This window comes from Ruegeria sp. 6PALISEP08, assembly GCF_001238295.1.
Lineage (GTDB): Bacteria > Pseudomonadota > Alphaproteobacteria > Rhodobacterales > Rhodobacteraceae > Ruegeria.
Map to the genome: position 1 here is coordinate 43,252 of NZ_LGXZ01000009.1, position 26,347 is coordinate 69,598.

At 58.5% G+C, this 26,347-nt stretch carries 20 protein-coding genes; 11 read left to right on the forward strand and 9 right to left on the reverse strand.

Annotated elements, in window-relative coordinates; all coding sequences use genetic code 11:
• Nucleotides 1-50: 50 nt before the first annotated feature.
• From ALB80_RS14170 to ALB80_RS14185, 4 genes are read left to right on the forward strand one after another with little or no spacing between them, the layout of a single operon-like run.
• Nucleotides 51-2,519: a heavy metal translocating P-type ATPase gene (locus tag ALB80_RS14170; RefSeq protein WP_050604743.1), complete on the forward strand. Its 2,469-nt coding sequence runs from the start codon at nucleotides 51-53 to the stop codon at nucleotides 2,517-2,519.
• Nucleotides 2,516-2,905 (forward strand): Cu(I)-responsive transcriptional regulator, encoded by a 390-nt coding sequence (gene cueR, locus ALB80_RS14175; RefSeq protein WP_050604744.1) that lies wholly within the window; start codon nucleotides 2,516-2,518, stop codon nucleotides 2,903-2,905. Before ALB80_RS14170 ends, cueR begins: the two co-directional genes overlap by 4 nt.
• 18 nt (nucleotides 2,906-2,923) lie before the next feature.
• On the forward strand, nucleotides 2,924-3,868 hold the full coding sequence (locus ALB80_RS14180; protein ID WP_256364024.1) for an NAD(P)-dependent oxidoreductase: 945 nt from the start codon (nucleotides 2,924-2,926) through the stop codon (nucleotides 3,866-3,868).
• A 32-nt stretch (nucleotides 3,869-3,900) separates the two neighbouring features.
• Nucleotides 3,901-6,966: an aminotransferase class III-fold pyridoxal phosphate-dependent enzyme gene (locus ALB80_RS14185; protein ID WP_050604746.1), complete on the forward strand. Its 3,066-nt coding sequence runs from the start codon at nucleotides 3,901-3,903 to the stop codon at nucleotides 6,964-6,966.
• A 50-nt stretch (nucleotides 6,967-7,016) separates the two neighbouring features.
• Here ALB80_RS14185 and ALB80_RS14190 read toward each other — a convergent pair whose 3' ends face one another.
• The gene (locus ALB80_RS14190; protein WP_050604747.1) at nucleotides 7,017-7,493 is read right to left on the reverse strand and encodes a hypothetical protein; all 477 of its coding nucleotides are present in this window, start codon (nucleotides 7,491-7,493) and stop codon (nucleotides 7,017-7,019) included.
• Nucleotides 7,490-7,657, reverse strand: a complete 168-nt coding sequence (hemP, locus tag ALB80_RS14195; RefSeq protein ID WP_083445319.1) for a hemin uptake protein HemP — start codon at nucleotides 7,655-7,657, stop codon at nucleotides 7,490-7,492. The genes ALB80_RS14190 and hemP overlap by 4 nt, the downstream gene beginning before the upstream one ends.
• Nucleotides 7,658-7,864: 207 nt before the next feature.
• Here hemP and gph point away from each other — a divergent pair, with 207 nt between their 5' ends.
• Nucleotides 7,865-8,524: a phosphoglycolate phosphatase gene (gph, locus tag ALB80_RS14200; protein WP_050604749.1), complete on the forward strand. Its 660-nt coding sequence runs from the start codon at nucleotides 7,865-7,867 to the stop codon at nucleotides 8,522-8,524.
• 343 nt (nucleotides 8,525-8,867) lie between these two features.
• Nucleotides 8,868-10,571 (forward strand): SulP family inorganic anion transporter, encoded by a 1,704-nt coding sequence (locus ALB80_RS14205; protein ID WP_050604750.1) that lies wholly within the window; start codon nucleotides 8,868-8,870, stop codon nucleotides 10,569-10,571.
• Nucleotides 10,572-10,578: 7 nt separating this feature from the next.
• Here the strand turns inward: ALB80_RS14205 and dld are convergent, their stop codons facing one another.
• The 4 genes from dld to ALB80_RS14225 all read right to left on the reverse strand — a co-directional run bounded on the left by dld (nucleotide 10,579) and on the right by ALB80_RS14225 (nucleotide 16,674).
• A complete protein-coding gene (dld, locus tag ALB80_RS14210; protein WP_050604751.1) occupies nucleotides 10,579-12,258 on the reverse strand; it encodes a D-lactate dehydrogenase in 1,680 nt (559 codons plus the stop codon).
• A 19-nt stretch (nucleotides 12,259-12,277) separates the two neighbouring features.
• Entirely contained in the window at nucleotides 12,278-13,429 is a 1,152-nt protein-coding gene (locus ALB80_RS14215; RefSeq protein ID WP_050604752.1) for an alpha-hydroxy acid oxidase, read from the reverse strand.
• 12 nt (nucleotides 13,430-13,441) lie between these two features.
• Nucleotides 13,442-15,505, reverse strand: coding sequence for a TRAP transporter large permease subunit (locus ALB80_RS14220; RefSeq protein WP_050604870.1), 2,064 nt, complete (start codon nucleotides 15,503-15,505; stop codon nucleotides 13,442-13,444).
• Nucleotides 15,506-15,624: 119 nt separating this feature from the next.
• Nucleotides 15,625-16,674, reverse strand: coding sequence for a TRAP transporter substrate-binding protein (locus ALB80_RS14225; protein ID WP_050604753.1), 1,050 nt, complete (start codon nucleotides 16,672-16,674; stop codon nucleotides 15,625-15,627).
• A 336-nt stretch (nucleotides 16,675-17,010) separates the two neighbouring features.
• Here ALB80_RS14225 and ALB80_RS14230 point away from each other — a divergent pair, with 336 nt between their 5' ends.
• Nucleotides 17,011-17,784, forward strand: coding sequence for a FadR/GntR family transcriptional regulator (locus ALB80_RS14230; protein ID WP_172677897.1), 774 nt, complete (start codon nucleotides 17,011-17,013; stop codon nucleotides 17,782-17,784).
• A 117-nt stretch (nucleotides 17,785-17,901) separates the two neighbouring features.
• Here the strand turns inward: ALB80_RS14230 and ALB80_RS14235 are convergent, their stop codons facing one another.
• On the reverse strand, nucleotides 17,902-18,384 hold the full coding sequence (locus tag ALB80_RS14235; RefSeq protein WP_050604754.1) for an Lrp/AsnC family transcriptional regulator: 483 nt from the start codon (nucleotides 18,382-18,384) through the stop codon (nucleotides 17,902-17,904).
• Nucleotides 18,385-18,492: 108 nt separating this feature from the next.
• On the opposite strand from ALB80_RS14235, the gene putA reads away from it, so the two are divergent.
• Complete coding sequence (gene putA / locus ALB80_RS14240) at nucleotides 18,493-21,891, forward strand: bifunctional proline dehydrogenase/L-glutamate gamma-semialdehyde dehydrogenase PutA (RefSeq protein WP_050604755.1); 3,399 nt, start codon at nucleotides 18,493-18,495, stop codon at nucleotides 21,889-21,891.
• A gap of 42 nt (nucleotides 21,892-21,933) precedes the next feature.
• The gene (locus ALB80_RS14245) at nucleotides 21,934-22,677 is read left to right on the forward strand and encodes a rhomboid family intramembrane serine protease (RefSeq protein ID WP_050604756.1); all 744 of its coding nucleotides are present in this window, start codon (nucleotides 21,934-21,936) and stop codon (nucleotides 22,675-22,677) included.
• A 12-nt stretch (nucleotides 22,678-22,689) separates the two neighbouring features.
• Here the strand turns inward: ALB80_RS14245 and ALB80_RS14250 are convergent, their stop codons facing one another.
• Entirely contained in the window at nucleotides 22,690-23,475 is a 786-nt protein-coding gene (locus tag ALB80_RS14250; RefSeq protein ID WP_050604757.1) for an inositol monophosphatase family protein, read from the reverse strand.
• A 98-nt stretch (nucleotides 23,476-23,573) separates the two neighbouring features.
• A complete protein-coding gene (locus tag ALB80_RS14255) occupies nucleotides 23,574-24,479 on the reverse strand; it encodes a LysR family transcriptional regulator (protein ID WP_050604872.1) in 906 nt (301 codons plus the stop codon).
• Between the two features lie 94 nt (nucleotides 24,480-24,573).
• Between ALB80_RS14255 and metF the strand changes: the two genes are divergently transcribed.
• Both metF and ALB80_RS14265 read left to right on the forward strand, forming a co-directional pair.
• Nucleotides 24,574-25,440 carry a methylenetetrahydrofolate reductase [NAD(P)H] gene (gene metF, locus ALB80_RS14260; RefSeq protein ID WP_050604758.1) on the forward strand — a complete coding sequence of 289 codons (867 nt, stop codon included), beginning with the start codon at nucleotides 24,574-24,576 and terminating at the stop codon, nucleotides 25,438-25,440.
• A 228-nt stretch (nucleotides 25,441-25,668) separates the two neighbouring features.
• On the forward strand, nucleotides 25,669-26,334 hold the full coding sequence (locus ALB80_RS14265) for a J domain-containing protein (RefSeq protein WP_050604759.1): 666 nt from the start codon (nucleotides 25,669-25,671) through the stop codon (nucleotides 26,332-26,334).
• The last annotated feature ends 13 nt before the right edge of the window (nucleotides 26,335-26,347 follow it).

The following is a 26,347-nucleotide window of genomic DNA, read 5'->3' on the forward strand; positions in this document are numbered from 1 at the left end:
GTCACTGGAACCCCCATTTGGAGGGCAAAGAAACCTGCGGGATGAGTCGCATGGCGCAAGAGTCACTGACAGAACTTAAAGTTACCGGCATGGGCTGCGCGTCCTGTGTAGGCCGAGTCGAAGCGGCCCTTCGGGACGTTCCGGGGGTTGAAGATGCCTCTGTCAATTTTGCAACCAAAACCGCGCAAGTGGTTTTTGACGGACCGGCGTCGGCCTTGACCGAAGCGCTGGATGCGGCAGGTTATCCGGCTGAGACCAGTCAGGCCGATCTGAGCATCGACGGTATGACCTGTGCGTCCTGCGTGGCCAAGATCGAACGTGCGCTGACCTCCAGTTCCGGTGTCATCGACGCACGGGTCAATCTGGCAACCCGGACTGCCACGGTGACCTATGCAACGGGTGCAACAACGCCAGAGTCACTGGCTCAGGTGATAACCGAAGTTGGTTATCCCGCGCGGATTCAAGACGTTTCAGAACCTGAAAACCGTGAAGAGGACGAAATTCAAAGACTGACCCGTACCACGATACTGGCGGCCGTTCTCGCCCTGCCAGTCTTCATTCTTGAGATGGGCGGGCATATGATCCCCGCCTTCCATCACTGGGTGCACACAACCATCGGCGCGCAATCCAGCCAGCTTATACAATTTGTCCTGACCTCAGCCCTGCTGATCGGGCCTGGGCGTGTGTTTTACCGCATGGGTATCCCATCCCTGCTGCAAGGCACGCCAGATATGAACGCGCTGGTCGCGCTTGGGACCGGGGCGGCGTACCTCTATTCCGTGGTGGCCACATTCGCCCCAGGCTTGCTGCCGCAAGGTACAGCCAATGTTTATTTCGAGGCCGCTGCCGTGATCGTGGTCCTTATCTTGTTGGGCCGGTTGATGGAGGCACGCGCCAAAGGCAAAACCGGGGCGGCGATCCGGAAGCTGGTGGGTCTGCAGCCCAAAACCGCACGTGTCGAAGTTGACGGTCAGATACAGGACCGCCCGATTGCCGAAATCACTGTCGAAGATATCTTGCACATCCGTCCCGGCGAACGTGTGCCGGTGGATGCCGACGTGATCGAGGGAACCTCTTACGTCGATGAAAGCATGATTACGGGTGAACCGGTGCCTGTCGGCAAATCTCCGGGTGCGCCTGTTGTTGGGGGCACCGTGAACGGCACTGGTGCCTTGCGGGTACGTGCCACGCGCGTGGGTGGCGACACGGTGCTGGCGCAGGTCATCCGCATGGTGCAGCAGGCACAGGGGGCCAAGCTGCCTATTCAGGGTCTGGTGGATCGGATCACCTATCGCTTTGTCCCTGCGGTGATCCTTGTTGCTGTGATCACTGTTGCAATCTGGCTGATCTTCGGTCCCAGTCCCGCCCTACCGCTGGCATTGGTCGCAGGTGTTTCGGTGCTGATCATCGCTTGCCCCTGCGCGATGGGACTGGCCACGCCCACGTCGATCATGGTGGGCACCGGGCGCGCAGCGGAGTTGGGGGTTCTGTTCCGCAAAGGCGATGCTCTGCAACAGCTTCAGCAGGCGCGTGTCATCGCGATGGATAAAACCGGAACTCTGACCCTCGGCCGTCCGGAACTGGACAGCGTAACCACGGCGAATGGCTTTGACCGGGATGAGGTTGTACGACTCGCCGCCGCGCTTGAGGCACGATCGGAGCACCCGATTGCATCGGCCATCACCCGAGCCGGTCCCGCGACTCTGCCAGAGGCTTCGGATGTGCGGTCGCTTACCGGCCTTGGCGTGCAAGGACAGGTTGAAGGACGGGATGTGTTGATCGGGTCGCACCGGCTGATGCAGCAACGGGGGATCGAACTTGGATCCTTAGTGGAAGAGGCAGAGGCCCGCGCCGCCGAAGGGGCAACGCCGTTGTTCGTCGCCCTCGATGGGCGGGCCGCAGCTGCGTTATCTGTGTCAGATCCGATCAAGCCCGGCACCGAAGAGGCGCTGGAACGGCTTCACCAGATGGGGCTGACCGTAGCCATGGTCACCGGAGACAACGCGCGCACGGCGCAGGCTTTGGCCGACCGGCTGGGGATAGATCACGTCACCGCCGAAGTAATGCCCGATGGTAAGGTAGATGCGATCACGGCCTTGCGGGGTCAATTCGGAACGCTGGCTTTTGTAGGTGACGGTATCAACGATGCTCCGGCGCTGGCATCTGCAGATATCGGCATCGCAATCGGTACGGGTACGGATGTGGCTATCGAAACGGCCGACGTTGTGCTGATGTCCGGTGATCTGCGCGGCGTTGCCAATGCAACAGAAATCAGCCGTCGGACAATGCGGAACATCCGGCAAAACCTGGGATGGGCCTTTGGCTATAACGTTCTCTTGATCCCGGTCGCTGCTGGTGCCCTCTACCCGTTCGGCGGTCATCTTCTGTCCCCGGCGCTGGCGGCGGGCGCGATGGCGTTGTCCAGCGTGTTTGTGGTCTCGAACGCGCTGCGTTTGCGTCGCGTTCGCGCCAGCGTGCCGGAAACCGCAGCCACAGCCACCAAGGAGGTGCACGCATGAATATCGGAGATGTCTCTGCCCGCACCGGCCTGCCCGCCAAGACGATCCGGTATTATGAGGACATTAACCTGATCAAACCGATGCGCGATGACAACGGCTATCGTCGGTTTCGCGATCAGGACGTGCACAAGCTGAACTTTCTGGGCCGCGCCCGTGCGCTTGGCTTTACCATCGAGGACTGCCGGACCCTAATGGCCCTTTACGAGGATGAAACCCGCGCCAGCGCTGATGTGAAACGGGTGGCGCGGGATCATCTGGCGCAGATCGAGGCCAAGATCGCCGACCTGAAAGCCATGCGTGATACGCTAAGCCACCTGGTCGACGCCTGCGCCGGAGACGACCGGCCCGATTGCCCGATCCTGCAGGATCTGGGCGGGAAAAGCTGACACGGGGTTGCCCTTTGCGTGCAGCTTTGCTTTGTCTTCGCCAGACAATTCGGTCACACGTGCCGACCGAACAGCGGAGAGGATCACAAAATGGCAAAAGTCGCGTTCCTTGGCCTTGGTGTCATGGGCTATCCCATGGCCGGACATCTGCAGGCCGCAGGTCATGACGTCACCGTCTACAACCGCACAACCGCCAAGGCCGAAGCCTGGGTGGCGCAGCATGGTGGGGCCATGGGGGCGACTCCGAAAGATGCGGTCAAAGGCGCGGAATTCGTAATGGCCTGCGTGGGAAATGACGACGATCTGCGCATGATCTGCTCAGCCGAGGACGGTGCGTTTCAGGGCATGTCCGACGGGGCCATCTTCGTCGATCACACAACAGTCTCGGCAGACGTCACGCGAGAGCTTTACGAAGCCGGAGCCTCGAAGGGGATCGCCTTTGTCGACGCCCCGATCTCGGGCGGTCAGGCTGGGGCTGAAAACGGGGTTCTGTCCATAATGTGCGGCGGAGATCAGGCCGCCTATGATGCGGCTGAGCCGTTGATGGAGGTCTATTCGAAGATTTGTCGCCGCATTGGTGACAGCGGCGCGGGCCAGTTGACCAAGATGTGTAACCAGATCGCCATAGCCGGTTTGGTTCAGGCCCTCAGCGAGGCATTGCATTTTGCCGAGAAAGCGGGATTAGACGGACGTGCAGTTGTTGAGGTGATCAGCCAGGGCGCGGCCGGAAGCTGGCAGATGGTGAACCGCCACGAGACGATGCTGGACGATCATTTTGACTATGGGTTTGCCGTGGATTGGATGCGCAAGGATCTGGGTATTTGCATGGATGCGGCCAACGTCAATGGTGCCTCACTGCCCGTGACCGCGCTGGTCGATCAGTTTTACAAAGATGTGCAGAAACTTGGCGGTGGGCGGTGGGATACGTCGTCGCTGTTCAAACGGCTGCGCGCATTGGACTAAAGAATCCCGGGTGTAGCGGGACGGAGAACGACATGAGCGAATTGGTGAAGTTCTGGGCGGATGCGCTGCGTCAGCACTGGGGACTGGACGCACGGTTGACGCGGCTGGATGGTGAATATGACCTGAACTTTCTGGTACAGGCCACCAATGGTCAGGACTATGTGCTGAAAGTCATGCGGGCGGGCTGCGAGGCGGATCTGGTAGATTTGCAGATACAGGCGCTTGCCCATGTCGCGTCAGAAGCGCCGGGTTTGCCATTTCCCAAGGTGTTCCCCGATTTGAACGGCACAATGCTGCCGGAGATTACGGATTCTGAGCGGCTGTCCCGACTGGTGTGGCTGTTGGAATGCTTGCCGGGGCAGTGTTACGCGAAGTCTGCGCCGAAGTCCGAAGAGCTGATCCTGAAGCTGGGGCGCGTTCTCGGGGCGACCGATCGGGCCCTGGAAGGGTTCGTGCATGAGGGGTTGCACCGAAACGGTTTCAAGTGGGATCTGACGCAGGCCGATTGGATTGCGGACAAGCTGGATATCATTTCAGACCCTACCCGGCGGGCTTTGTTGAACGAGATTTTCGCAGAGTTCTCAGCGATCTCGGGGGCGCTCGGGGATCTGCCGAAACAGGCCATCCACAACGACGCCAATGACTATAACATTCTGGTCGAAGGGGAATTGGGCGAGCGTCGGCGGATCTCGGGCCTGATTGATTTGGGCGACATGTGCGCGGCGCCGCGCGTCTGCGATCTGGCAATTGCCGGGGCTTACATCGTGTTGGACCATCCCAATCCGGAACTGGCGCTGGCCGCGCTGGTAAAGGGCTTTCACGCGGCCAACCGGCTAAGCACGAGTGAAGTTGACCTGATCTGGCCGTTGCTGAGGATGCGACTTGCGGTATCGGTCGTCAACTCGACCCTGATGGCGGCTGAGAACCCGGATGATCCTTACGTGACCATTTCTCAGGCTCCGGCGTGGCGTTTCCTTGAAAACGCCTCGGTCAATGGCGGGCTGATGTCGGCGCGGTTGCGGGCGGCCTGTGGCTTGCCTGTCGTCGATGGGGCTGAACGCATCCACACCTATCTGCAGGATCACCGGGGTCATTTTGCCGACATGTTCGGTCAGGATCTGAGCGATGTGCCCATGGGATCGCTGTCCGTTGAAAACTGCGTCTGGCCTCAGAATCCGTTCCACATGCCTTTGGCCGAGGCCGCGCGGGTGGGTGAGGAATACGGCGAGGGTCTGTGGCTGGGTTACTATAACGAGCCCCGCCTGATCTATGCCGAGCCGGGGTTCCGCAAGGGGCCGTGGAAAGCCTCGGACCGGCGAACGGTGCATTTGGCGGTGGATGTGTTTGCGCCCGCCGGGACGGTGCTGCACGCGCCGATGAGCGGGCGTGTTGAAGTGGTAGAGAACCGGGACAATCACCTCGACTACGGTGGTGTGATCATCCTGCACCACGAAACGCCCGAAGGCGATCCGTTCTATACACTCTATGGCCATCTGGACCCGGAGTTCTGTGAGCGGCTGAAACCCGGCGACCCGGTTGCGCAAGGGGCAGCGTTTGCCCGGCTAGGCGATGCCAGCCAGAATGGCGGATGGGCGCCGCATGTGCATTTCCAACTGGCTTTGACCACCGATGGCATGGAGGCGGACTGGCCCGGTGTCGGCGATCCCGACGAAATGGAGCTGTGGAACGCGGTCTGCCCGAACCCGGCGGCATTGCTGAACTTGCCGGATGGCAAGGTGTTCTATCAACCCACCGACAAGCAAGTGATCCTGCAGGGGCGCCGCGATCACTTTGGCGGCAACCTGTCGCTGACCTATGACGATCCGGTCATGCTGGTGCGTGGGTGGAAGCATCATCTGTTCGACGAATGGGGCCGCCCCTATCTGGACGCCTATAACAACGTCCCCCATGTCGGCCATGCGCATCCGCGCATTCAGGCCGTGGCGGCGGATCAGCTGAGGCGGATGAACTCGAACACCCGTTATCTGCACCCGGCTCAAACGGAATTTGCCGACAAGATCCTGTCCAAACTGCCGGATCACTTCGAGGTTTGCTTCTTTGTCAACTCAGGCACTGAGGCCAATGAACTGGCTCTGCGATTGGCCCGCGCCCATACCGGTGCAAAAGGGATCGTGACGCCGGATCATGGTTATCATGGCAATACCAACGCGGCGGTGGCCATTTCGGCCTACAAGTTCAACAAACCCGGTGGCATCGGCAAAGCCGACTGGGTTGAGCTGGTCGAGGTTGCGGATGACTACCGCGGGTCGTTCAAGCGCGACGATGCGGACCGGGCGCAGAAGTTTGCCGATCTTGTGGATCCTGCGATTGCGGCCTTGCTGGACCGAGGACAAGGTGTGGCCGGGTTCATCGCGGAAACCTTCCCGTCGGTCGGTGGCCAGATCATTCCGCCAAAGGGTTATCTGCCTGCGGTCTATGAAAAAATCCGCGCTGCCGGCGGTGTATGCATTGCCGACGAGGTGCAGACAGGTCTGGGGCGTTTGGGCGAGAACTATTTTGGCTTTGAACACCAGGGCGCGCTGCCTGATATCGTGGTCATGGGGAAACCCATCGGTAATGGGCACCCCTTGGGTGTGCTGGTGACAACCAAGGAAATTGCCGACAGCTTCAACAATGGGATCGAGTTCTTTTCGACCTTTGGCGGATCAACCCTGTCCTGCCGGATTGGCAAAGAGGTGCTGGATATCGTCGACGACGAAGGGTTGCAGGACAATGCCGCCCGAATGGGTGAGCGCCTGATGACCGGGCTGCACCAGATCGAAGCCGATTTCGATTGCGTCGGCGATGTGCGGGGTATGGGACTGTTCCTTGGTGTGGAACTGATCAACCCAGATGGGACTGAAGGCACCGAGATATGCAGCTATGTCAAAAACCGGATGCGCGATCATCGCATTCTGATCGGCAGTGAAGGACCGAAGGACAACATCCTGAAAATCCGCCCGCCGCTAACCATCGAGGCCGAGGATGTGGACATGATCTTGTGGGCTCTGCGGGACGTTTTGTCAGAGGTGGGCGATTGCGCCCCTGCCCCGGTTTGCGATCATGATCATCACAACGCAGGATGCGGATGTTGCTAAACAAATAAACCCCGGCGCGATGCCGGGGTTAAGCCGTTCTGCACCGGGGATCAGTGGAGAACGGCCGAGGGGGTATGGTGACCGGTTGTCGGGATCCTGAACGCAACAGTCATGCGCCTGAGAGCAAGGCCCAACTCTTCTGATAACGAGGCAAGCGCAGGCGCAAAATCCGGGCGTACGATCAGAGATGCCATCATCATCGCGTCTTCACGCGCACCTTCGGACGCGGCGGCTATCATCTGGGCAAAGCAATTCTCATCCGCACCCAGGCACGCGCATTTCAGCCCATGGCGGATCAGGGGGCGACGACCATAGGCCACGCATAGGGAACACAATCGGTCCAGCGTCAACATCGCGGCCTCTCCGCAATCTGCACCCAAAGCGATCTGGAAGTCACTGGCTGCATCGGTCCGACCGCCCTCACCCTCGCTCCACATCCGCAGGTACATCACCGCGCCCGCTTCGATAGGGTCGAGGTCGGCAAGGCGGCCAACCGCTGCGCCGCCCCGCATTGAAGGCGCGCTCATTTCGTCAGGATCAGTTTTCCTGCGCGAGTGATGCGCAGGGTATATAGCTGGTCGCCCAGTTCGATATGGGCCAGGTTGCCACCCTTGGTCAGATCTTCGGCCTTATGCGCGGGAAGCATCGAGACAGCATAACCTTGGGTTGGAGTCGGGTTCTGTACGTTCATCGGGACATCTCCAGAGCGTTTCGGCGTGGCGCCATATCTATCGCGTTTCATGTGATCTGGCTGACCCCGAAAGGGCTGGCTTTCTGTTCCTGACGCTTAATCTGATTATTTTAGTAAGGTTTGTCAAGTGTCGTTTCAACACAAGAGATTGCGCCGCAAAACAAGGCACGTTAGGTCTTGGGCTGAACATTGAAAGGCGTGCAAAATATGACCGCAGCAGTTGTTTTTGATCTGGACGGAACGCTGGTGGACAGCCTGGGCGATCTGGCCGCAGCGGCCAACCGCACGCTGGACGACGTTGGGCGCGATCCACTGCCGCATGACGTCATTAAGGGATTCGTTGGCAATGGCCTACCCAAACTGGTCGAGCGCATGATCCGGCATTGCGAACTGCCGCTGGATCGCCATTCGGAACTGACACAGTTGACGCTGAAGCATTACAATGCCGCCGCCAGTGAAACGACCATTCCCTACCCCGGCATCCCCGAAGCGCTGGATGCTTTACGACAGATGGGGTGTGTTCTGGGCGTCTGTACCAACAAGCCCGAAGCGCCAGCGCGGCATGTGCTTGAGGCGTTGAACTTGTCCCGGCATTTCGACGCGGTACTTGGAGGCGACAGCCTGCCGACCCGGAAGCCAGACCCCAGGCATCTGTTTGCAAGCTTCGATGCGCTCCCGTTTTCTGGGCCACGCCTGTTTGTCGGTGACAGCGAAGTTGACGCTGAAACCGCCCAGCGTGCACACATCCCGTTTCTGTTGTTCACGGAAGGGTACCGAAAGACATCTGTCGAAGAAATCCCACACACCGTGGCCTATGACGCATCACAAAATCTGCCGACCCTTGTGGCTGAATTGGTCAAAGATTAACGGCGAACAGAAGTACCTTTTCGCATTTTGGCGCGGTTTCGATGTGCAGATTCTCTCAACCCAAAAAGTTAAGAGGGGCCGGCCGAGGGGGTATGACCAGCCCCTCATCGGGGAAAGTAATTACCGTGTGTTTGTGTGGTAAGTACGGTAAGTCATGTTTACCCCTGATAGGCCCCGCGCGAAATTGGGGGTTTCCCGTAGTCGCGTAAATTTCCCGGAAAAACTTTCGAAAACGACCGCAGAAACCTCGCGATTTGCCCATCATGCCTTGCTTAATTTTTGCCCCGACGCTCTTTTGATAAGCAAGACCGCAACGCATAACAAATCGGGTAAAAGATAACCCATGGAAAACCCGGGCAGAAATCCCCAATTATCGCCATTGCCGGTGCTGCAGGGCGTGCTGCCTTTTGACCGGTCGCGTCTTCCAACCGAGATGCTTGCCGGGCTGACATTTGCCTGCCTCGCGATACCAGAGGTCATGGGCTACACCAAAATCGCGGGCACACCGGTCATTACGGGGCTTTATACGATCCTGATTCCCATGGCCCTGTTCGCCCTGTTCGGTTCGTCCCGGCATCTGGTGGTCGGGGCCGATTCGGCAACCGCGGCCATCACGGCCTCGGCGCTGGCGGGCATGGCGGTCTCGGGCTCGTCGGAATATCTGGCTTTGGCGTCCCTGCTGGCGCTGATGGCGGCCGTGCTTTTGATCGGTGCGCGGATCATCGGGCTTGGATTTCTGGCCGACTTCCTGTCGCGAACTGTACTGGTCGGATTCCTGACCGGCGTTGGCATACAGGTCGCCACAGGCGAAATACCCGGCTTAATGGGGATCGAGTCCAGCGGTCACGGAACGCTTGCGCGATTGAACGACGTGTATCTGAACATGGCTCATATCAGCTGGCCGACTGTGTTTGTCTCCGCCGCCGTGCTCGGCGTTGTTGTCGCCTGCACAATGCTGTCGCGAAAAATCCCCGGTCCCCTGTTCGCAATTGTAGGGGTGATCCTGTGCAGCTGGGCCTTTTCTTTCGAAACGGTCGGCATTGCCCTGTTAGGGGCAGTTCCCAGTGGCCTGCCCGCACTCTCGCTCCCGGACGTGAATTGGAGTTGGAACCTGTTCAAGCAACTCCTGCCCACGGCGCTGTCCATATTCGTGGTCATTCTGGCACAGAGCGCCGCGACCTCGCGGGCTTACGCAGCCCGATATGACGAGAAGTTCAGCGAGAACACAGACCTGATCGGGCTGGGCCTTGCCAATTTCGGTGCGGCATTCACCGGCACATTTGTGGTCAATGGCAGCCCTACCAAAACCGAAATGGTCGCCAGCGCCGGTGGCCGCAGTCAGGTGGCACAACTGACCACCGTGGCCATTGTCCTCGTGGTGATCCTGTTTCTTACCAAACCGCTTGCCTATCTGCCCACAGCGGCCCTTTCGGCCATCGTCTTCCTGATCGGCTTGAAACTGATCGATCTGCGTGGTCTGGCCACGATCTACAAACAAGCCCGGTCCGAGTTCTGGGTGGCCACCGCAACAGCAGCCGTGGTTGTTCTGGTGGGCGTTGAACAGGGCATAATCTTTGCCGTTGTCTTCTCTTTGATCGACCACACCCGCCGGGGGTATCGCCCGAAGAACGCAGTGATAGTTAAAACCGAAACCGGAGGTTGGCATTCGAAAGACTTGGCCGAGCCAAATCAATTTGAACCCGGCCTTGTGATCTATCGGTTCTCACACGGCATGTATTACGCAAATGTGCAGCGTTTCACGGATGAGGTCACGGCCGTTGTGCAAGGCTCAGACAGCAAACCTGAATGGTTTTGCATTGATGCGTCGGCCATCGATGAGATCGATTTTACCGCCGGATACGCCCTGCGCAGCATGGCCGGGTTCTTGAAGGAAAACGACATTCGTCTGGTTTTCACACTTATAGAGCCAAACGTTAAGACCGAGCTGGATCGATACGGCGTAACCGATCTGGTTGGTGAAGGGGCGTTTTTCGACAACGGGAACAGCTTGTTGGATGCTTTTCACAAACGTCAGCGTACCGCGTGAAGATCGCTCACTGGTAGTACTTCGTCTTCGACATTTTCCCAATGCCGGGGTTGAACGAATTGGTCGGGTCACAGCGCTTGTAATGCGCCGCCAGATCAGGCTTGGCCTTGTACAGATGACCCACATTATGTTCAGCCGGGTATTCCGCCCCCCGTTCGTCAAACAGCTTCAGCATCGCCGCCTTCAACGCCTTGGGGTCAGCACCCTTTTTGACGATGTAATCCTGATGCATGACGTGGCACATGAAGTGGCCGTAATAGAGTTTGTGCACCAGTTGGTCCTCGATCTCGGGCGGAAGCTTTTCCAACCAGTCGTGATCATTACGGCGCAGCGCGACATCCAACGCAAGAATGTCTTCTACGTCCGAGTTATGCAGCGCCATGTAACGCACGGCGGCTCCGGCAGCTGCGAAACGGTGCAGGCCAGCAATCTTGGCTTCGCGGACATCGCATTCAAAGAAACCCCCGTCACGGTCTTTCAGGAAGTCAGGCAACCAAGCGGCAGCCTCTGCTATACCGTCATCTTTCATTTTCAGGATCAGGTGGTGTTCATACTTGTCGCGGAATTCGACCATCCGCCTCGGCAGAACACGCGGCCAAAGCGCCACGGCCATCTGCATGAACCGGTCAGTAAAATTGCCGAGAAACGGGATGCGTCGAAGCCGCGCATCAACCGCGCCTTTCATCGCGAAGAAAAACGGCAAGCGATCCGTACCGAGTTTGTCGATCATCACAACCGTGTCCTTGCCGTATTTCGCGGTGATGTCGAACACTTCGCGCTGCATGTATTCGGCCGAGATGGGCAGTGATTTGAACCTGGACAGGATGTGGCGGCGCAAAGCCGCCAGATCGTCCGGGTCGTTTGTCCCGATATAGAACACCCTTTCGGCCTCGTTTTTTCGAAAGGTATCAAGGCGCACAGCAAAGACCGCCAGCTTGCCCGCCGAACCCGCAGATTCGAACAGCTTGGCCTTGTCCGCGTTGAAGCGGGCCGGTGTTTCCGCATCCACTTCGCGCACGATCTGCGCGTAATCGCTGGCCGAGGCGCGTTTGTTCGTGGCCCCAGGGTTGCGGTCGAAGGTCCCGGCGTCGAGGCTTGCCAGGATTTCCTCGGGCGTGTCGCCCAGATCAATGCCCAGATGGTTGACCAGTTCCAGCTCGCCCTGCTCAGAGATCCGGGCGTGAACGGACAGTTCAGTATAGACCGGGCCACGTTCCACCAGCGACCCGCCCGAGTTATTGCAAACCCCGCCCACAATCGACGCACCGATGCAGGATGATCCGATCACCGAATGCGGCTCGCGGCCCATTGGGGCCAGCAGTTTTTCCAGCGCAAACAAGGTTGCACCCGGAAAGCTTACGATTTGCTCGCCATTGTTCAGAGGGATCAGTGTGTCCATCCGCCGAGTATTGATCAGTACCACATCGCGGTCATAGCTGCCCGACGGGGTCGACCCTTCGGTCAGGCCGGTATTGGCAGCTTGCATGATGACGATCTTGTCTGCCGCCACGCAGGCTTGCAGCACTTTCCATTGCTCCAACAGAGAACCCGGCAGAATGACACAAAGCGCCTCGCCCTCGCCCGAACGGAACCCACGCCGAAACCGCTCGGTCGCGCGCTCACCGGTCAGGACGTGGCTCGATCCAATAATAGACCGAAAGTGCTTGATCAATTCGTCATTGGTCATATCGGCCCCCAATTCGGGTTCAGGCGTTACGAAAACGGATATTGTCCCGGCTCAGTTGGTCGACGCTGGTGACGCCCATCAGTTTCATGTCGCGCTCGATCTCGGCGCGCATCAGACCAAGGGAACGTTCGACCCCCGCCTGCCCTGCCGCAGCCAGCGGATACAGGTAGTGCCGCCCGACGCCTACGGCTTTGGCCCCAATTGACAGCGCCTTCAGCACATGAGTTCCGCGCTGGATGCCACTGTCCATCATCACATCCAGCTTGTCACCAACGGCATCTACGATCTCGGCCAGTTGATCAAACGGTGTGCGCGACCCGTCAAGCTGACGGCCACCGTGGTTCGACAGGACGATACCAGTGCAACCGATCTCGGCGGCACGTTTGGCATCTTCGACGGTCATTATCCCCTTCAGGCAAAACTGACCGTCCCAGTCGCGTACCATCTGCGCCACATCATCCCAGTTCATCGATGGATCAAGCATGTCGGTGAAATACCCACCAATCGAGCTTGCCCCACCGCCCATATCCACATGCTCTTCCAGCTGTGGCAGGCGGAACTTTTCGTGGGTAACATAATTGATCCCCCACATCGGCTTGATTGCAAACTGGATCATGCCGCCCAGCGTCAGCCGAAACGGGATCGAAAACCCGGTACGCAGATCACGCTCGCGGTTACCACCGGTAATACTGTCGACAGTCAGCATCATGACTTCGACCCCCGCCTCTTTGGCGCGCTGCATCATGGCGGTGTTCAACCCGCGATCCTTGTGGAAGTAGAACTGGTAGACTTGCGGATTCTTGTGTTTCTGCCGCAATTCCTCCAGCGACACGGTGCCCAAAGAAGAGACACCGAACATCGTCCCGTATTTCTCCGCCGCTGCCGCAACCGCGCGCTCTCCCTGATGGTGGAACAGACGCTGCAACGCGGTGGGCGAGCAATAGACCGGCATGTCCAGTTTCTGACCCATCACTGTTACCGACATATCCACGTCGGACACACCGCGCAGGACTGAGGGCAACAGATCACACCGGTCGAACGCATTGGTGTTTTCCCGATACGTCACCTCATCATCCGATCCACCGTCGATGTAGTTAAAGATTGGCCCCGGCAGCCGCTGCTTGGCCAGCCGCCGGAAGTCGTGGAAGTTATGACATTGGCTCAGACGCATGACCAAAGCTCCTTAGTAGGCGACCGACGGAAGCCAGGTGGCGAGGGTCGGCCACAGGAAGACCAGCGCCAGACCGGTCAATTGCAGCAGGACAAAGGGGATAATGCCCTTGTAGATATGCGTCAGTTTAATCTCTGGCGGGCAGACACCTTTGAGATAGAACAATGCAAAGCCCACAGGCGGCGTCAGGAAGCTGGTTTGCAGCGTCACAGCAACCAGGATCACGAACCACACCAGTGCTGGCTCATCCAGAACGCCAAATCCGGGGATGTCGATGCCCAGCCCGTTCACGATGGGGCGCATCAGGGGCAGAACGATCAGCGTGATCTCGATCCAGTCCAGCACAAAGCCCAGCAGGAAGACGATGAACAGGATGAACAGGATCGTGCCGTTGGCCCCGAACCCGGTGGATTGCACCACATGCTCGATCAGTTCGTCTCCGCCAAGTTCGCGCAGGACGTAAGAAAAGACGGTTGCGCCAAGGAAGATCGCAAAGATGTAGGCGGTGGTGTTGAAGGTCGACACCAACACGTTCCACAGCTTGGTAAATGTCAGTTTGCGATATCCCAACGCCAGCAGCGTCGCCCCCAGCGCACCGATGCCCGAAGCTTCGGTCGGCGTCGTCAGACCGGCAAAGATCGAGCCCAGCACAGCGAGGATCAGCATCAGCGTCGGTATGACCGCGACCAGCACGTCCTTGACGGCGGCCCAGTCGGGAGCTTTTGCACCTTCAGGAACCGGGGCCGCGTCGCGTTTCACTAGCGCGAGAAGGAAGATATAGGTCAGGTACAGGCCACCGATGATTACGCCGGGGAAGACGGCGGCCATGAACAGATCACCAACCGACAGGGCCATCTGGTCAGCCATGATCACCAGCATGATTGAGGGCGGGATAAGGATGCCCAGCGTCCCCGAGGCCGAAACCACACCGGCCGCCAAAGTTGGCTGGTATTTCTGCTGCATCATCGAGGGCAGTGACAGCACACCCAACAGCACGACGGATGCACCGATGATGCCCGTTGAGGCCGCCAGAATAATTCCGATCAGGGTCACGGTGATCGCCAGACCACCCCGAACCGTCCCGAACAGGCGCTGCATCGAGGACATCAGACGCTCGGCCACTCCGGATTCGTCCAGCATCAGCCCCATGAAGATGAACATCGGCAAGGCCACAAGAACCGCGTTCGACATGGTCGCATAGACCCGGTTCACAACCGCGCCAAGGGTCAGGTAATCAAGCCCGGTAAAGGTGCTTTCAAGCCCGGTCCACAACATCAGATCATTGTCGAACAGATAGGCAAGACCGCAGTAGGCAACGCCGACACCGGCCAGCACCCAGGCCACCGGGTATCCGGTGAAGAGCAGCGCGATGAAGGTCAGGAACATCGCGATGACCAGCTTTTCCTCGGTCGTTTCGACAAGGAAGGTCAGGCCAACACAAACCGCAGCAAACACGGCCAACACCAGCAGGACACGTCGCAGCGGTGCGCCTTCTCGTTCCGATGCCGGTCCGTAGAGCAAAGCATGACCGTCGTGGATCAACCGCGCCAGCGCGGCCAGCGCCAGAAGAATGAAACTGATCGGAATGACCGCCTTGAAGGCCCAGCGCGCAGGCAGGCCGGTGGGGCTATCCGAACGTTCGTTGACGCGGAAACTTTCGTAGAAATAGTCGTAGCCCTGATCGATCATCAGATAGATGAATGGGGTCAGCAGGGTCAGAATGCCGATCACCTCGATGATCCGCTGCGCGCGGCGCGATAACTGCATATGCAGGACGTCCACGCGGACATGGCTGTCAGTGATCAAGGCATAGGAAATGCCGATCATCGTGACGATGCCGTAGAAATGCCACTGAATCTCGTCCAGCTTGGGATAGTTCTGGCTGAACAGGTAGCGTAGCGAAACCTGGCTGAAGATCGCAGCCATCAGCAGGATGTTCGCCCACATGACCACATGACCCACCGCCTTGACCCCGGTGTCGATTGCAACGGCGATTTTCTGGCGGTCGGTTTCCGGGTGTTCCAGGATGCCCTCATAGGCTTCGACCGGATCGTTGAGGTTGTTTTGGGTGGCCATGGTCATTCCTCGCTCAGCAGCCCGGAGCGCGGGCAGTGAAAGGTTAGAAAGTCCGAAGTTCAGAAATAAGAACCGGAGCGGCGGATTGGGCCGCCCCGGTATCGTCAGTGAGAGAGAGCTTACTGACGAGGGAGGAAGGCGTTGGTCTTCCAGAGACTGTAACCGTCACGGAACTCGTTCATGTCGGCCAGAACTTGCGCAAAGAAGGCATCGTTTGCGGCTTCTTCAGCAGCGACCTCGTCCCAGGTCGCGCGGAAAGTATCCAGCATTTCGGGCGACCACTGTTTGATGGTGACACCGTTGTTTTCAACATTGTCGATCAAGGCAGCGTGCTGAATCGCTTCACCTTCGGCAAAGCTGTCTGCCATCGATGCCTTACAGGCAGTTTCGATGATCGCCTTGTGCTGATCGCTGGTTTCATTCCAGACATCCTTGTTGATCAGTAGTTCGAAAACGGTCGCCTGCTGGTGCCAGCCAGGGAAGTAGTTGAACTTGACCAGCTTGTGGAAGCCCAGACGCGCGTCGATCGCGGGCATCGAGAATTCGGTCGCGTCGATCGCGCCTTTTTCCAGCGCAGGGAAAATCTCGCCACCTGGTAGTAGAGAAGTCGCCACGCCCAGTTTCTGCATCACTTTACCGCCCAGACCGAAGAAGCGCATTTTCAGGCCGTTCAGGTCTTCGGGCGAGTTGATCTCGGACGCGAACCAGCCCGAGGTTTCCGGTGCGATGATGGCGCAAGGCAGAACTTTGACGTTGAAACCGGCCTGATCATACATTTCTTGATACAGGGTCATGCCGTTGCCATAGTAGAGCCACGCCATGTATTCACCCGCCTCGGGGCCAAAGGGCACGGCCGAAAACAGAGGCGCAGCCGGGATTTTACCCGCCCAATAGCCTGCGGTGGTGTAGCCTGAGTTGATCTTGCCGGTGGACACTGCGTCCAAAATCTCGAACGGCGGAACCAATTTGCCCGGCTCGTACACTTTCATCTTGAGCGTTCCGCCCGACATCAGTTCCAACTGATCAGCCACGCGTGGGATCGGCGAACCCAGGCCTGGCAGTTCGGTCGAAAAGGCAATCGGTGTTTTCAGCAGCAGTTTGTCAGCGGCAACCGCAGGTGCAGCCAGAATGCTGGCGGCCACGGCCAGGCTCGTCAGGGTCTTCTTCATGAAATCTCCTCCAGGGTAGGTCGGGACTTTGCCCCGATCATTGGCGCAGGCTCTTCCAGCGCCGCTCCGGTGGTAAACTAACTTTACCATTAATTTCCAGTCAACAACTTTCTTTACCACTGGAGGCAGCCACGGATGAAAGTAGGGAGCTTGTTTGAAGGAACTGCGATCGACAGAATCCGTATATTTAGGCAGCGTGTTGCATAATTTTTGTTCACAACCAGACACCTGAGGAATTCTGCGAGCACATGTTCCGAAGCTTGAATTTACGACCAAAATGGTTATGTTTATTTACCAGTTAAATTGAGTTTCGAGCATCACACAGGGCATCAGATCATGAGCACCACGGCGATATTTGAACCTGTTGGACACGAATCGCTGTCCGAAGCGGTGGTTGCGCAAGTTGAAGACCTGATCGCTTCAGGCATCCTGAAACAGGGTCGAAAACTGCCCTCGGAACGCGACCTGGCCGAGATGTTGCGCGTATCGCGCCCAAAGCTGCGTGAAGCCCTTCAGGTTCTGGAAGAACGCGGTCTGGTTACAACACAACATGGCGAAGGCACATTCGTCGCGGCCCTGACCGGACAGGCCATGATGCCAGCGCTTCTTGCGCTATATGAACGCCACGAGCCTGCTTTTTTCGATTACCTGGAATATCGCCGCGAACAGGAAGGGTTTGCAGCCCGCCTTGCCGCGCATCGCGCCACCAAGGCCGATAAAGAGAGAATCTCGGAAATCCTCGACGAAAACGAGCGTGCGTGGCAGGAGCAAGACGCCAGGGCCTCGCAAGAGGCAGACTTTGCGCTGCATTCTGCAATCGTCGATGCCAGCCAGAACGCAACACTGATACATATGATGGCGTCGATCTACGAATTGACCCGCAAGGGAGTGTTCTACAATCGCGATTTTTTGCGCACGATTGACGGTACCGGGGAAAAGCTGTTGCAACAGCATCTTGAATTGGGTCGCGCCGTGATCGACGGCGACGAAGCGCGTGCCGAAAAAGCAGCCACCGACCATATCGATTTTGTCGAGGAATCATTCAGACTCGGGATCGAGCAACGCCGCCGCGAAGCCATGGCCGAAAAGCGTCGGATTTTGTCTCGGTAAAAGACAAAAAGGCGGAACTGTACCGTCCAATGCGGTTACTGGTCGGTTATCAATTGCGCGCTACTTTTGCCAGCTGGGCAGCCGCATCCTGACATCTTCAAGTCAGGTTCAAACCCCTCACCCGGCTTCAGTTATGGTCCCGACCATCCCCGTTTCTTTCACCGCCTCCATCGCCACAAAGGTGGACGTGCTGGCCACATGCGGCATGGCAGAGACCTTTTCAGCCAGAACGCGGCGATATTCCGACATGGTGGCGGTGCGCACCTTCAGAAGATAGTCAAAGTTCGAAGCGATCATATGTGCCTGTTCCACCTCAGCGATCTTGCACACGGCGGCATTGAACTCGGCCAAGGCTTTTTCACGGGTGTCGGTCAGACGGACCTCGACAAAAGCCACATGATCCAACCCCAAACGGATCGGGTCCAGCATCGCCCGATAGCCTTTGATCACACCATTTGCCTCTAAACGCTTCAGCCGTGCTTGCGTCGGAGATTTCGACAAACCAATCTCGCGCGCAAGATCTGCGACCGAGATACGGCCATCTTCGGCCAGAATCCTCAGAATCGACCGATCGAACCGATCCAGATCAGGAAAGTTCATTTGCGTCGCTCCATACGGAAATTTGAGAACAATGACCTTCCATTATACAAAACTTGGTCCGTTGTCCCGATTTTTCGCCCCTATATTACCACAAAGACCGGAGGACCCATGTCACACAGCCTGCGCACACTCATCGATACCCCAACCTATGCCGATCAGTCGGCTGTCCTTGACACCCTGATCACTCAGGCGAACCTGACGGATGCAGATCGCAGCGCCATCAGCTCTGCGGCAGCGCAGCTGGTGCGCGACATCCGTTCCAGCACCTCACCAGGGTTGATGGAGGTGTTTCTGGCCGAATACGGCCTATCCACCGACGAAGGCATCGCCCTGATGTGTCTGGCCGAAGCGCTGCTGCGGGTGCCGGATGCCGACACAATCGACGCGTTGATCGAAGATAAAATCGCACCTTCAGACTGGGGCAAGCACTTGGGGCAATCTTCGTCATCCCTTGTGAACGCGTCGACCTGGGCGCTGATGCTGACCGGTAAAGTACTGGACGAGGGCAAGGCGTCTCCGGTCGGAGCGTTGCGCGGGGCCATCAAACGGCTGGGCGAGCCGGTGATCCGCACCGCCGTAGCCCGCGCGATGAAAGAGATGGGGCGGCAATTCGTTCTGGGTGAAACCATTCACTCCGCTATGGAGCGTGCCCGCGGGATGGAGGAAAAGGGCTATACCTATTCTTACGACATGCTGGGCGAAGCGGCCCGGACAGACGCAGATGCCGCGCGTTACCACCTGTCCTATTCGCGCGCCATTTCGGCCATTGCCGAGGCCTGCACCCATGACGATATCCGTGCCAATCCCGGTATCTCGGTAAAACTGTCGGCCCTGCATCCTCGCTATGAACTGGCCCAGGAACAGCGGGTCATGGACGAATTGGTTCCACGGCTGCGTGCGCTGGCGTTGCTGGCCAAGGCCGCCGGAATGGGCCTGAATGTCGACGCCGAAGAAGCAGATCGCCTGTCGCTGTCGCTACAGGTGATCGAGGCGGTGATGTCTGATCCGGCCCTCGCCGGATGGCACGGATTCGGTATCGTGGTTCAGGCTTACGGCCCGCGCGCCGGGCTGGTTCTGGATACGTTATACGACATGGCCGAACGTCACGATCGCAAGCTGATGGTGCGACTGGTCAAGGGCGCCTATTGGGACACCGAAATCAAACGCGCGCAAGTCGAGGGGGTGGATGGGTTTCCGGTCTTCACCCACAAAGCAGCGACCGATGTCTCGTACATCGCCAATGCACGCAAGTTGCTGAACATGACGGACCGGATATATCCGCAATTTGCCACCCATAACGCCCACACGGTCAGTGCCATCCTGCATATGGCCGAGGATCAGCCCTACGAGTTCCAGCGTCTGCATGGCATGGGCGAGACCCTGCATCAGATCGTGATGGACAAGCAAAATACCCGCTGCCGAATCTACGCACCGGTTGGGGCGCATCGCGATCTACTGGCCTATCTGGTGCGGCGCCTTCTGGAAAACGGGGCGAATTCGTCCTTCGTCAACCAGATCGTCGATGAAAACGTGCCCCCGGAAGAGGTTGCAGCCGATCCGTTTGTCACTGTGCAGACACCTCCGCCCGCGCTGCCGAAAGGGCCGGAGCTGTTTCAACCCGAACGTCCCAATTCCAAAGGGTTTGATCTGCACCAGACGCCCACTCTGGATCAGATCGAGGCGGCGCGGGATGGGTTCCAGGCGCAGCATTGGTTTGCTCAACCCCTATTGGCTGACAAGGCCAAGCCCGAAGCCGAAGAACCTGTCACAAATCCGGCCAACCCGCAGGACAGGCCCGGTGCCGTTGCGTCGGCCAGCGCGGCGGATGCAGAGCTTGCCCTGGCCTCGGCCAACCCCTGGGACGCGCCCGCTGCCGAGCGTGCGCGCGTTCTGAACGCCGCCGCCGATCTATATGAAGCGCATTATGGTGAGCTGTTTGCCCTTTTGGCACGCGAGGCCGGGAAAACGCTGCCGGACGCGGTTTCCGAACTGCGCGAAGCGGTAGATTTCCTGCGCTATTACGCGGCCAACATTCCTGCGGCCAATCCCGCTGGAATTTTCACCTGCATCAGCCCTTGGAACTTCCCTCTGGCGATTTTCTCGGGGCAGATCTCGGCCGCGCTGGCCACTGGAAACGCGGTTCTGGCCAAGCCTGCGCCTCAGACGCCTTTGATTGCGCATCGCGCGATTCAGCTGATGCATGAGGCAGGCGTACCGCGAGATGCGCTGCAACTGCTGCCGGGTGGGCCTGCCGTGGGCGCAGCTCTGACGTCGGATGAGCGCGTCTCGGGCGTGGCCTTTACTGGGTCGACAGCCACTGCGCTCAAGATCCGTTCGGCGATGGCTGGATCTATGCGTCCCGGAACACCTCTGATCGCAGAAACCGGAGGTCTGAACGCCATGATCGTCGACAGCACGGCCTTGCCTGAACAGGCGGTACAGTCGGTCATTGAAAGCGCCTTCCAATCGGCGGGCCAGCGATGCTCAGCCCTGCGGTGCCTGTACCTGCAGGAGGATATCGCCGACGATGTTCTGACCATGCTCAAAGGAGCGATGGACGCGCTGAGCATCGGGGACCCCTGGCTGATCTCAACCGATTGCGGCCCGGTGATCGACGAGCAGGCCCGCCAAGGCATCGCAGACCATGTGGCCAAGGCGCGCGGCGAGGGACGGGTTCTGAAAGAGCTTCCGCTGCCGGCCGAAGGGATCTTTGTAGCACCCACTCTGATCGAGGTTTCTGGCATTGCCGCACTGGAGCGCGAGATCTTCGGCCCCGTACTGCACGTGGCCCGGTTCAAGGCGCAGGAGATTGACAAAATCATCGACGATATCAATGCTACCGGATACGGCCTGACCTTTGGCCTGCACACCCGCATCGACGACCGCGTGCAGCATGTGACCGAGGCGATCCATGCGGGCAACATCTATGTAAACCGCAACCAGATCGGCGCTATTGTCGGCTCTCAGCCCTTTGGTGGTGAAGGGTTGTCGGGCACCGGCCCCAAAGCGGGTGGGCCGAACTACTTGGCCCGGTTCTGCGCGCCGGACCGTCAAAGTACGGCGGATACTTGGAGCGCTGTGGCTGACCTGCCCGCGCCACAAGGGCAACCAGCGCCGGTCAAAACCCAGTCATTGCCCGGTCCGACCGGAGAATCGAACCGCTTGAGCGAATACCCCCGCCCACCATTGCTGTGCATGGGACCCGGAGAGATCGCCGCACAGGCGCAGGCTGAAGCCGTTCAGGCGCTGGGTGGCATCGCCATTCAGGCGACCGGTATGCTTGACCTGCACCGGTTAGAGAACCTGACCGGTATCTCGGGCGTTTTGTGGTGGGGAGATGACCAAACTGCCCGGCAGATCGAGCAGCATCTGGCGCGCCGCGACGGCCCGATTCTGCCCCTGATCCCCGGCAAACCCGACCGCGCCCGCGTTCTGGGCGAGCGTCATGTCTGTGTCGACACGACCGCTGCGGGCGGAAACGCTGCATTGTTGGGAGGTGCGGCATAAGCTTGCCTTGACGCCGGGCGCGCAAAAGCCCAGCGTCACACCATGTTTCCGATCCGAGACCATAACCCTTCGGGGCGCACGCCTTATGTTGTCTACGCGCTGCTGGCCGCCAACATTCTGATCTTCCTCAGCTATGTTGGTATCATGGACGATGGGCCAAGGATCAGCAGGCTGTTTTTCGACTACGCCATCATCCCGGCGCGGGTCAGCGACGGGTTTGGACTGGAAACCTTGGTGACGTCCATGTTCCTGCACGGCGGCTGGATGCATCTGGCCGGGAATATGCTGTTTCTATGGATCTTCGGCGACAATCTGGAAGACGAGATGGGCCACCTGCCCTTCCTGCTGTTCTATCTGGCAGCCGGGATCGGTGCGGGCCTCATTCACATCATCACCGGGCCGGCCTCTCAGGTCCCGACCGTTGGGGCCTCGGGCGCGATTGCGGGCGTGATGGGCGGCTATCTGCTGCTGTTCCCAAAAGCACGGGTGGATATTCTGCTGATCCTGATCGTCTATTTCAGGGTCTTCACCATTCCGGCCTTCATCATGCTGGGGGTCTGGCTGGCAATACAGTTCTTTGGCAGCGTCACCAGCCACCCGGACGAAGGCGGCATCGCCTATTGGGCCCATACCGGAGGGTTTGCCGTAGGCTTGATCCTGTGCATACCGCTATGGCTGCGGCGCGGAGGGGTGCAGTTCTGGGACCGCAACCATGGGCATCCGCCCCACCCCGAAGCAAAGTACAAGCTGTCACAGTCGCGCATACCGCGTGTTCCGCGTCGATAAGTTAAAAGGGGGTCAGGCCCTGATCACCTTGGCGAACTGATCAAAGATCGGTTCGTTCGAACAGATCACTTCACCGTCCTCCAGCACACTGCCTTCAGGGTTCAGTGCCTGCACGAATCCGCCTGCTTCTTTGACGATGATGATACCCGCCGCCAGATCCCATGCGTTCAGGCGACGTTCCCAGAAGCCTTCGTAACGGCCCGCGGCGACATACGCCATGTCCAGCGCTGCAGCACCCCAACGGCGCACACCGGCGCAGGCGGGCATCAAACGCGCCAGATCCTGCAGAGTTGCGGGCAGGTCCGAACGCCCACCAAAAGGCAGACCAGTCGCAAAGATCGATTCAATCATGCGGTGACGGCCTGACACGCGAATACGCATATCGTTCATCCATGCGCCTTCGCCTTTTTCGGCAAAGAACATCTCGTCCTTGGCAGCGTCATAGATCACACCGGCAACGATCTTGCCCTTATGTTCCAGCGCGATGGAGATTGCCCAGTGCGGCAGGCCATGCAGAAAATTGGTGGTACCATCCAGCGGGTCGACAATCCAGCGGCGGGTCGGGTCTTCGCCGTCAATCGTGCCGCCTTCTTCGGCCAGCCAGCCATAGGTCGGGCGCGCGCCCAGCAGTTCTTCCTTCAGAATGGCTTCGGCGGCGATATCGGCTTTCGAGACAAAGTCGCCCGCGCCTTTCATCGACACCTGCAAATTCTCGACTTCACGGAAATCCTTGACCAATGAACGCCCCGCTTTGCGCGCGGCCTTGATCATGATGTTGAGATTTGCACTGCCAACCATTGTCAAAGGGCTCCTGTCCGGTCAAACCGCGCGTATACTGCCGCAATGCGTCCTTGCCAAGAGGAATGATACGCATAACGGACCCGCCGCAAACGCCGTTACTGGGATTGCAGCGTGCGCGCTTCGTCCCGGGCCAGTTTCACCAGTTCCTGCACATAGGGTTTCTCCAGATCCTCAGACCGGACTGCAGCGTACAGGCGCCGTGTGATGCCCTCTTTCGTCAGGGGTCGGGTGACGTAGTCCGAGTTGTATTTGACCTCGCGCACGACCCAATCCGGCAAGACCGAGATCCCACGGTTTGACGCCACCAGCAGCAATATTACTGCGGTCAGTTCCACTTGCCGGATCGTGGCAGGCTCAACCCGTGCGGGGATCAGCAACTGGCTGAACACATCCAGACGCGTGCGCTCTACCGGATAGGTGATCAGGGTTTGACCCCGAAAATCCTCGGCCTCGATAAATTCATTCTTGGCCAGCGGATGGGTCGAGGCCGCCACAAAGACAGCGTGATAGTCGAACAACTCAACAAATTCGACACCCGGCAGGTCTTCGGGGTCGGACGAGACCACCAGATCAACCTCTTCCTTTTGCAAGGCCGGAAGGGCGTCGAAGGCCAGGCCGGGGCGGATATCCACATCAACATCACCCCAGGATTTTCTGAAGGACTCGAGCACGGGGAACAACCATTCGAAACAGGCGTGGCATTCGATCGCAATATGCATCCGCCCCGTGCGCCCGTCCCGCAGCGATGAAAATTCGTGTTGAGCGGCCTCGACCTGCGGCAGGATCTGTTCCGCCAATCGAAGCAATCGAAACCCTGCGGCTGACAGTTTCATGGGTTTGGAGCGGCGCAGAAACAGCTCGACCCCGGCCTGATCCTCCAACCCTTTGATCTGATGGCTTAATGCGGACTGGGTGATATTCAACTGGTCCGCAGCACGCGCCAGTCCACCGCATTCATGGATCGCCTTGATGGTGCGCAGATGCCGGAATTCAATGTGCATTTCGAACACCATTCATGTTGTTGTTGAATAATATGAGTTTGTCTCACATTGCCTGACATGGCACAAGTGGCTCAGATGATCCAGCGAGGCTGCAATGTCCAAACCTGAAATTTCATTCGAGTTCTTTCCACCCAAAACCCTGGAAGCCTCATTCCGTCTTTGGGACACGGTTCAGACCTTGGCCCCGCTGGACCCTCGCTTTGTCTCGGTCACCTATGGCGCTGGCGGTACAACGCGCGAACTGACACGCGACGCGGTTGCGACCCTGCATAAGTCGTCGGGGTTGAACGTGGCTGCACATCTGACTTGTGTCGATGCTTCGCGACAGGAAACGCTTGAGATAGCGGATACATTCGCACGCGCCGGTGTACAGGACATCGTCGCCTTGCGCGGTGACCCGCCAAAGGGTCAGGACACATTCGCGCCCCACCCCGACGGGTTTGCCAATTCGGTTGAGCTGATCGAAGCCTTGGCCGAAACCGAGATGTTCAGCATCCGTGTCGGCGCTTATCCCGACACGCATCCTGAAGCCGCAGATATGGCTGCTGATGTCGACTGGCTGAAAGCCAAGCTTGATGCGGGCGCGGATGAAGCTCTGACGCAGTTTTTCTTCGAAGCCGACACCTTCTTCCGGTTTCGTGACGCCTGTGCAAAGGCTGGGATCGACAAGCCGATCGTGCCGGGCATTCTGCCAATCGAGAATTGGTCGGGGGCTCGCAATTTCGCCAAGCGCTGCGGTACCCATATTCCTGTATGGGTCGAGCAGGCATTCGAAAAGGCAGTGCGCGACGAGCGCGAGGATCTGCTGGCGACTGCGATCTGCACAGAGCTGTGTTCAGACCTGATCGAAGGCGGCGTGGACAAGCTGCATTTCTACACCTTGAACCGCCCGGAACTGACACGCGATGTGTGTTTCGCGCTTGGCGTCACTCCGAGTGTTGAATTGGAAAACGTCGCCTGACGCAAAAATCCAAACGATTCTTTTAGGTTACGTTCAACCTAGGGCAATTTTCGCCCCATATTGTGCGAACTGTTTCACACTCGCATTCGCGAATTCACTGCTTTACGGGACAATTGAATCTCCTCGTTGCGATTGTTGTCAGCACCCACGCAAACCGGCTGGGGAATTTGACAAAACTATGACCTTGGCGACACTGAGGACGTGTAGTTTGTAACGAGTGTATTGAGTATGGAACCTGTTGATAAAGTGCGGGCACGCAGCGATGCCCTTGCAGATTTGGGTTTATCCCCGTCTGCCAGTTCCAGCGAAATCAGAGAGGCCTGGCGGCAGATTGCCTTTCATTCGCATCCCGATCACAGGGATGGTGACAGTTCAGGGTTTTCCCGCGCAAAGGCCGCTTATGATTTCCTGCGCAAGGAGGGATCGGTAAAAAAAGGCGGCTGCAACGCTGGTCCGCCCCAGCCACGCCGCCCGCGTTTGAAAAAGCGGATCATTGAACTGCCGCAAGAAGATATCGCCGCCTGCAAGGCAATGCTAAGTCCTGATCAGGTACTATCGCATATGCATAGCGCAGCAGATGCGTGCGACATACCCGAAGAGCGTGTCTCGGATCATGTTCCCGATGCAGTGGGCTGTTACGGGCGGCATTTGACCTATTTTGTCACCACGCCGGTCCACCACGGGGCAAATCGCGTGGCCCTGCCCACTACGGTCCTGAGCGGTACGCGGCATACCGAGGCGGAAATTCTGAGCTTTCAGTCCAAGGATACCGGCGCCGGAGAAGTGGTTATTCCCGATACCATCCGTGAACGCAAGTTTCCCGGGGCCAAGAGTGTACGGATCAGATTTGACGCCGATCAGGATATTCGGGATCAGTTCTGGCTTGCTGGCTAACCGCAAAAGCCCG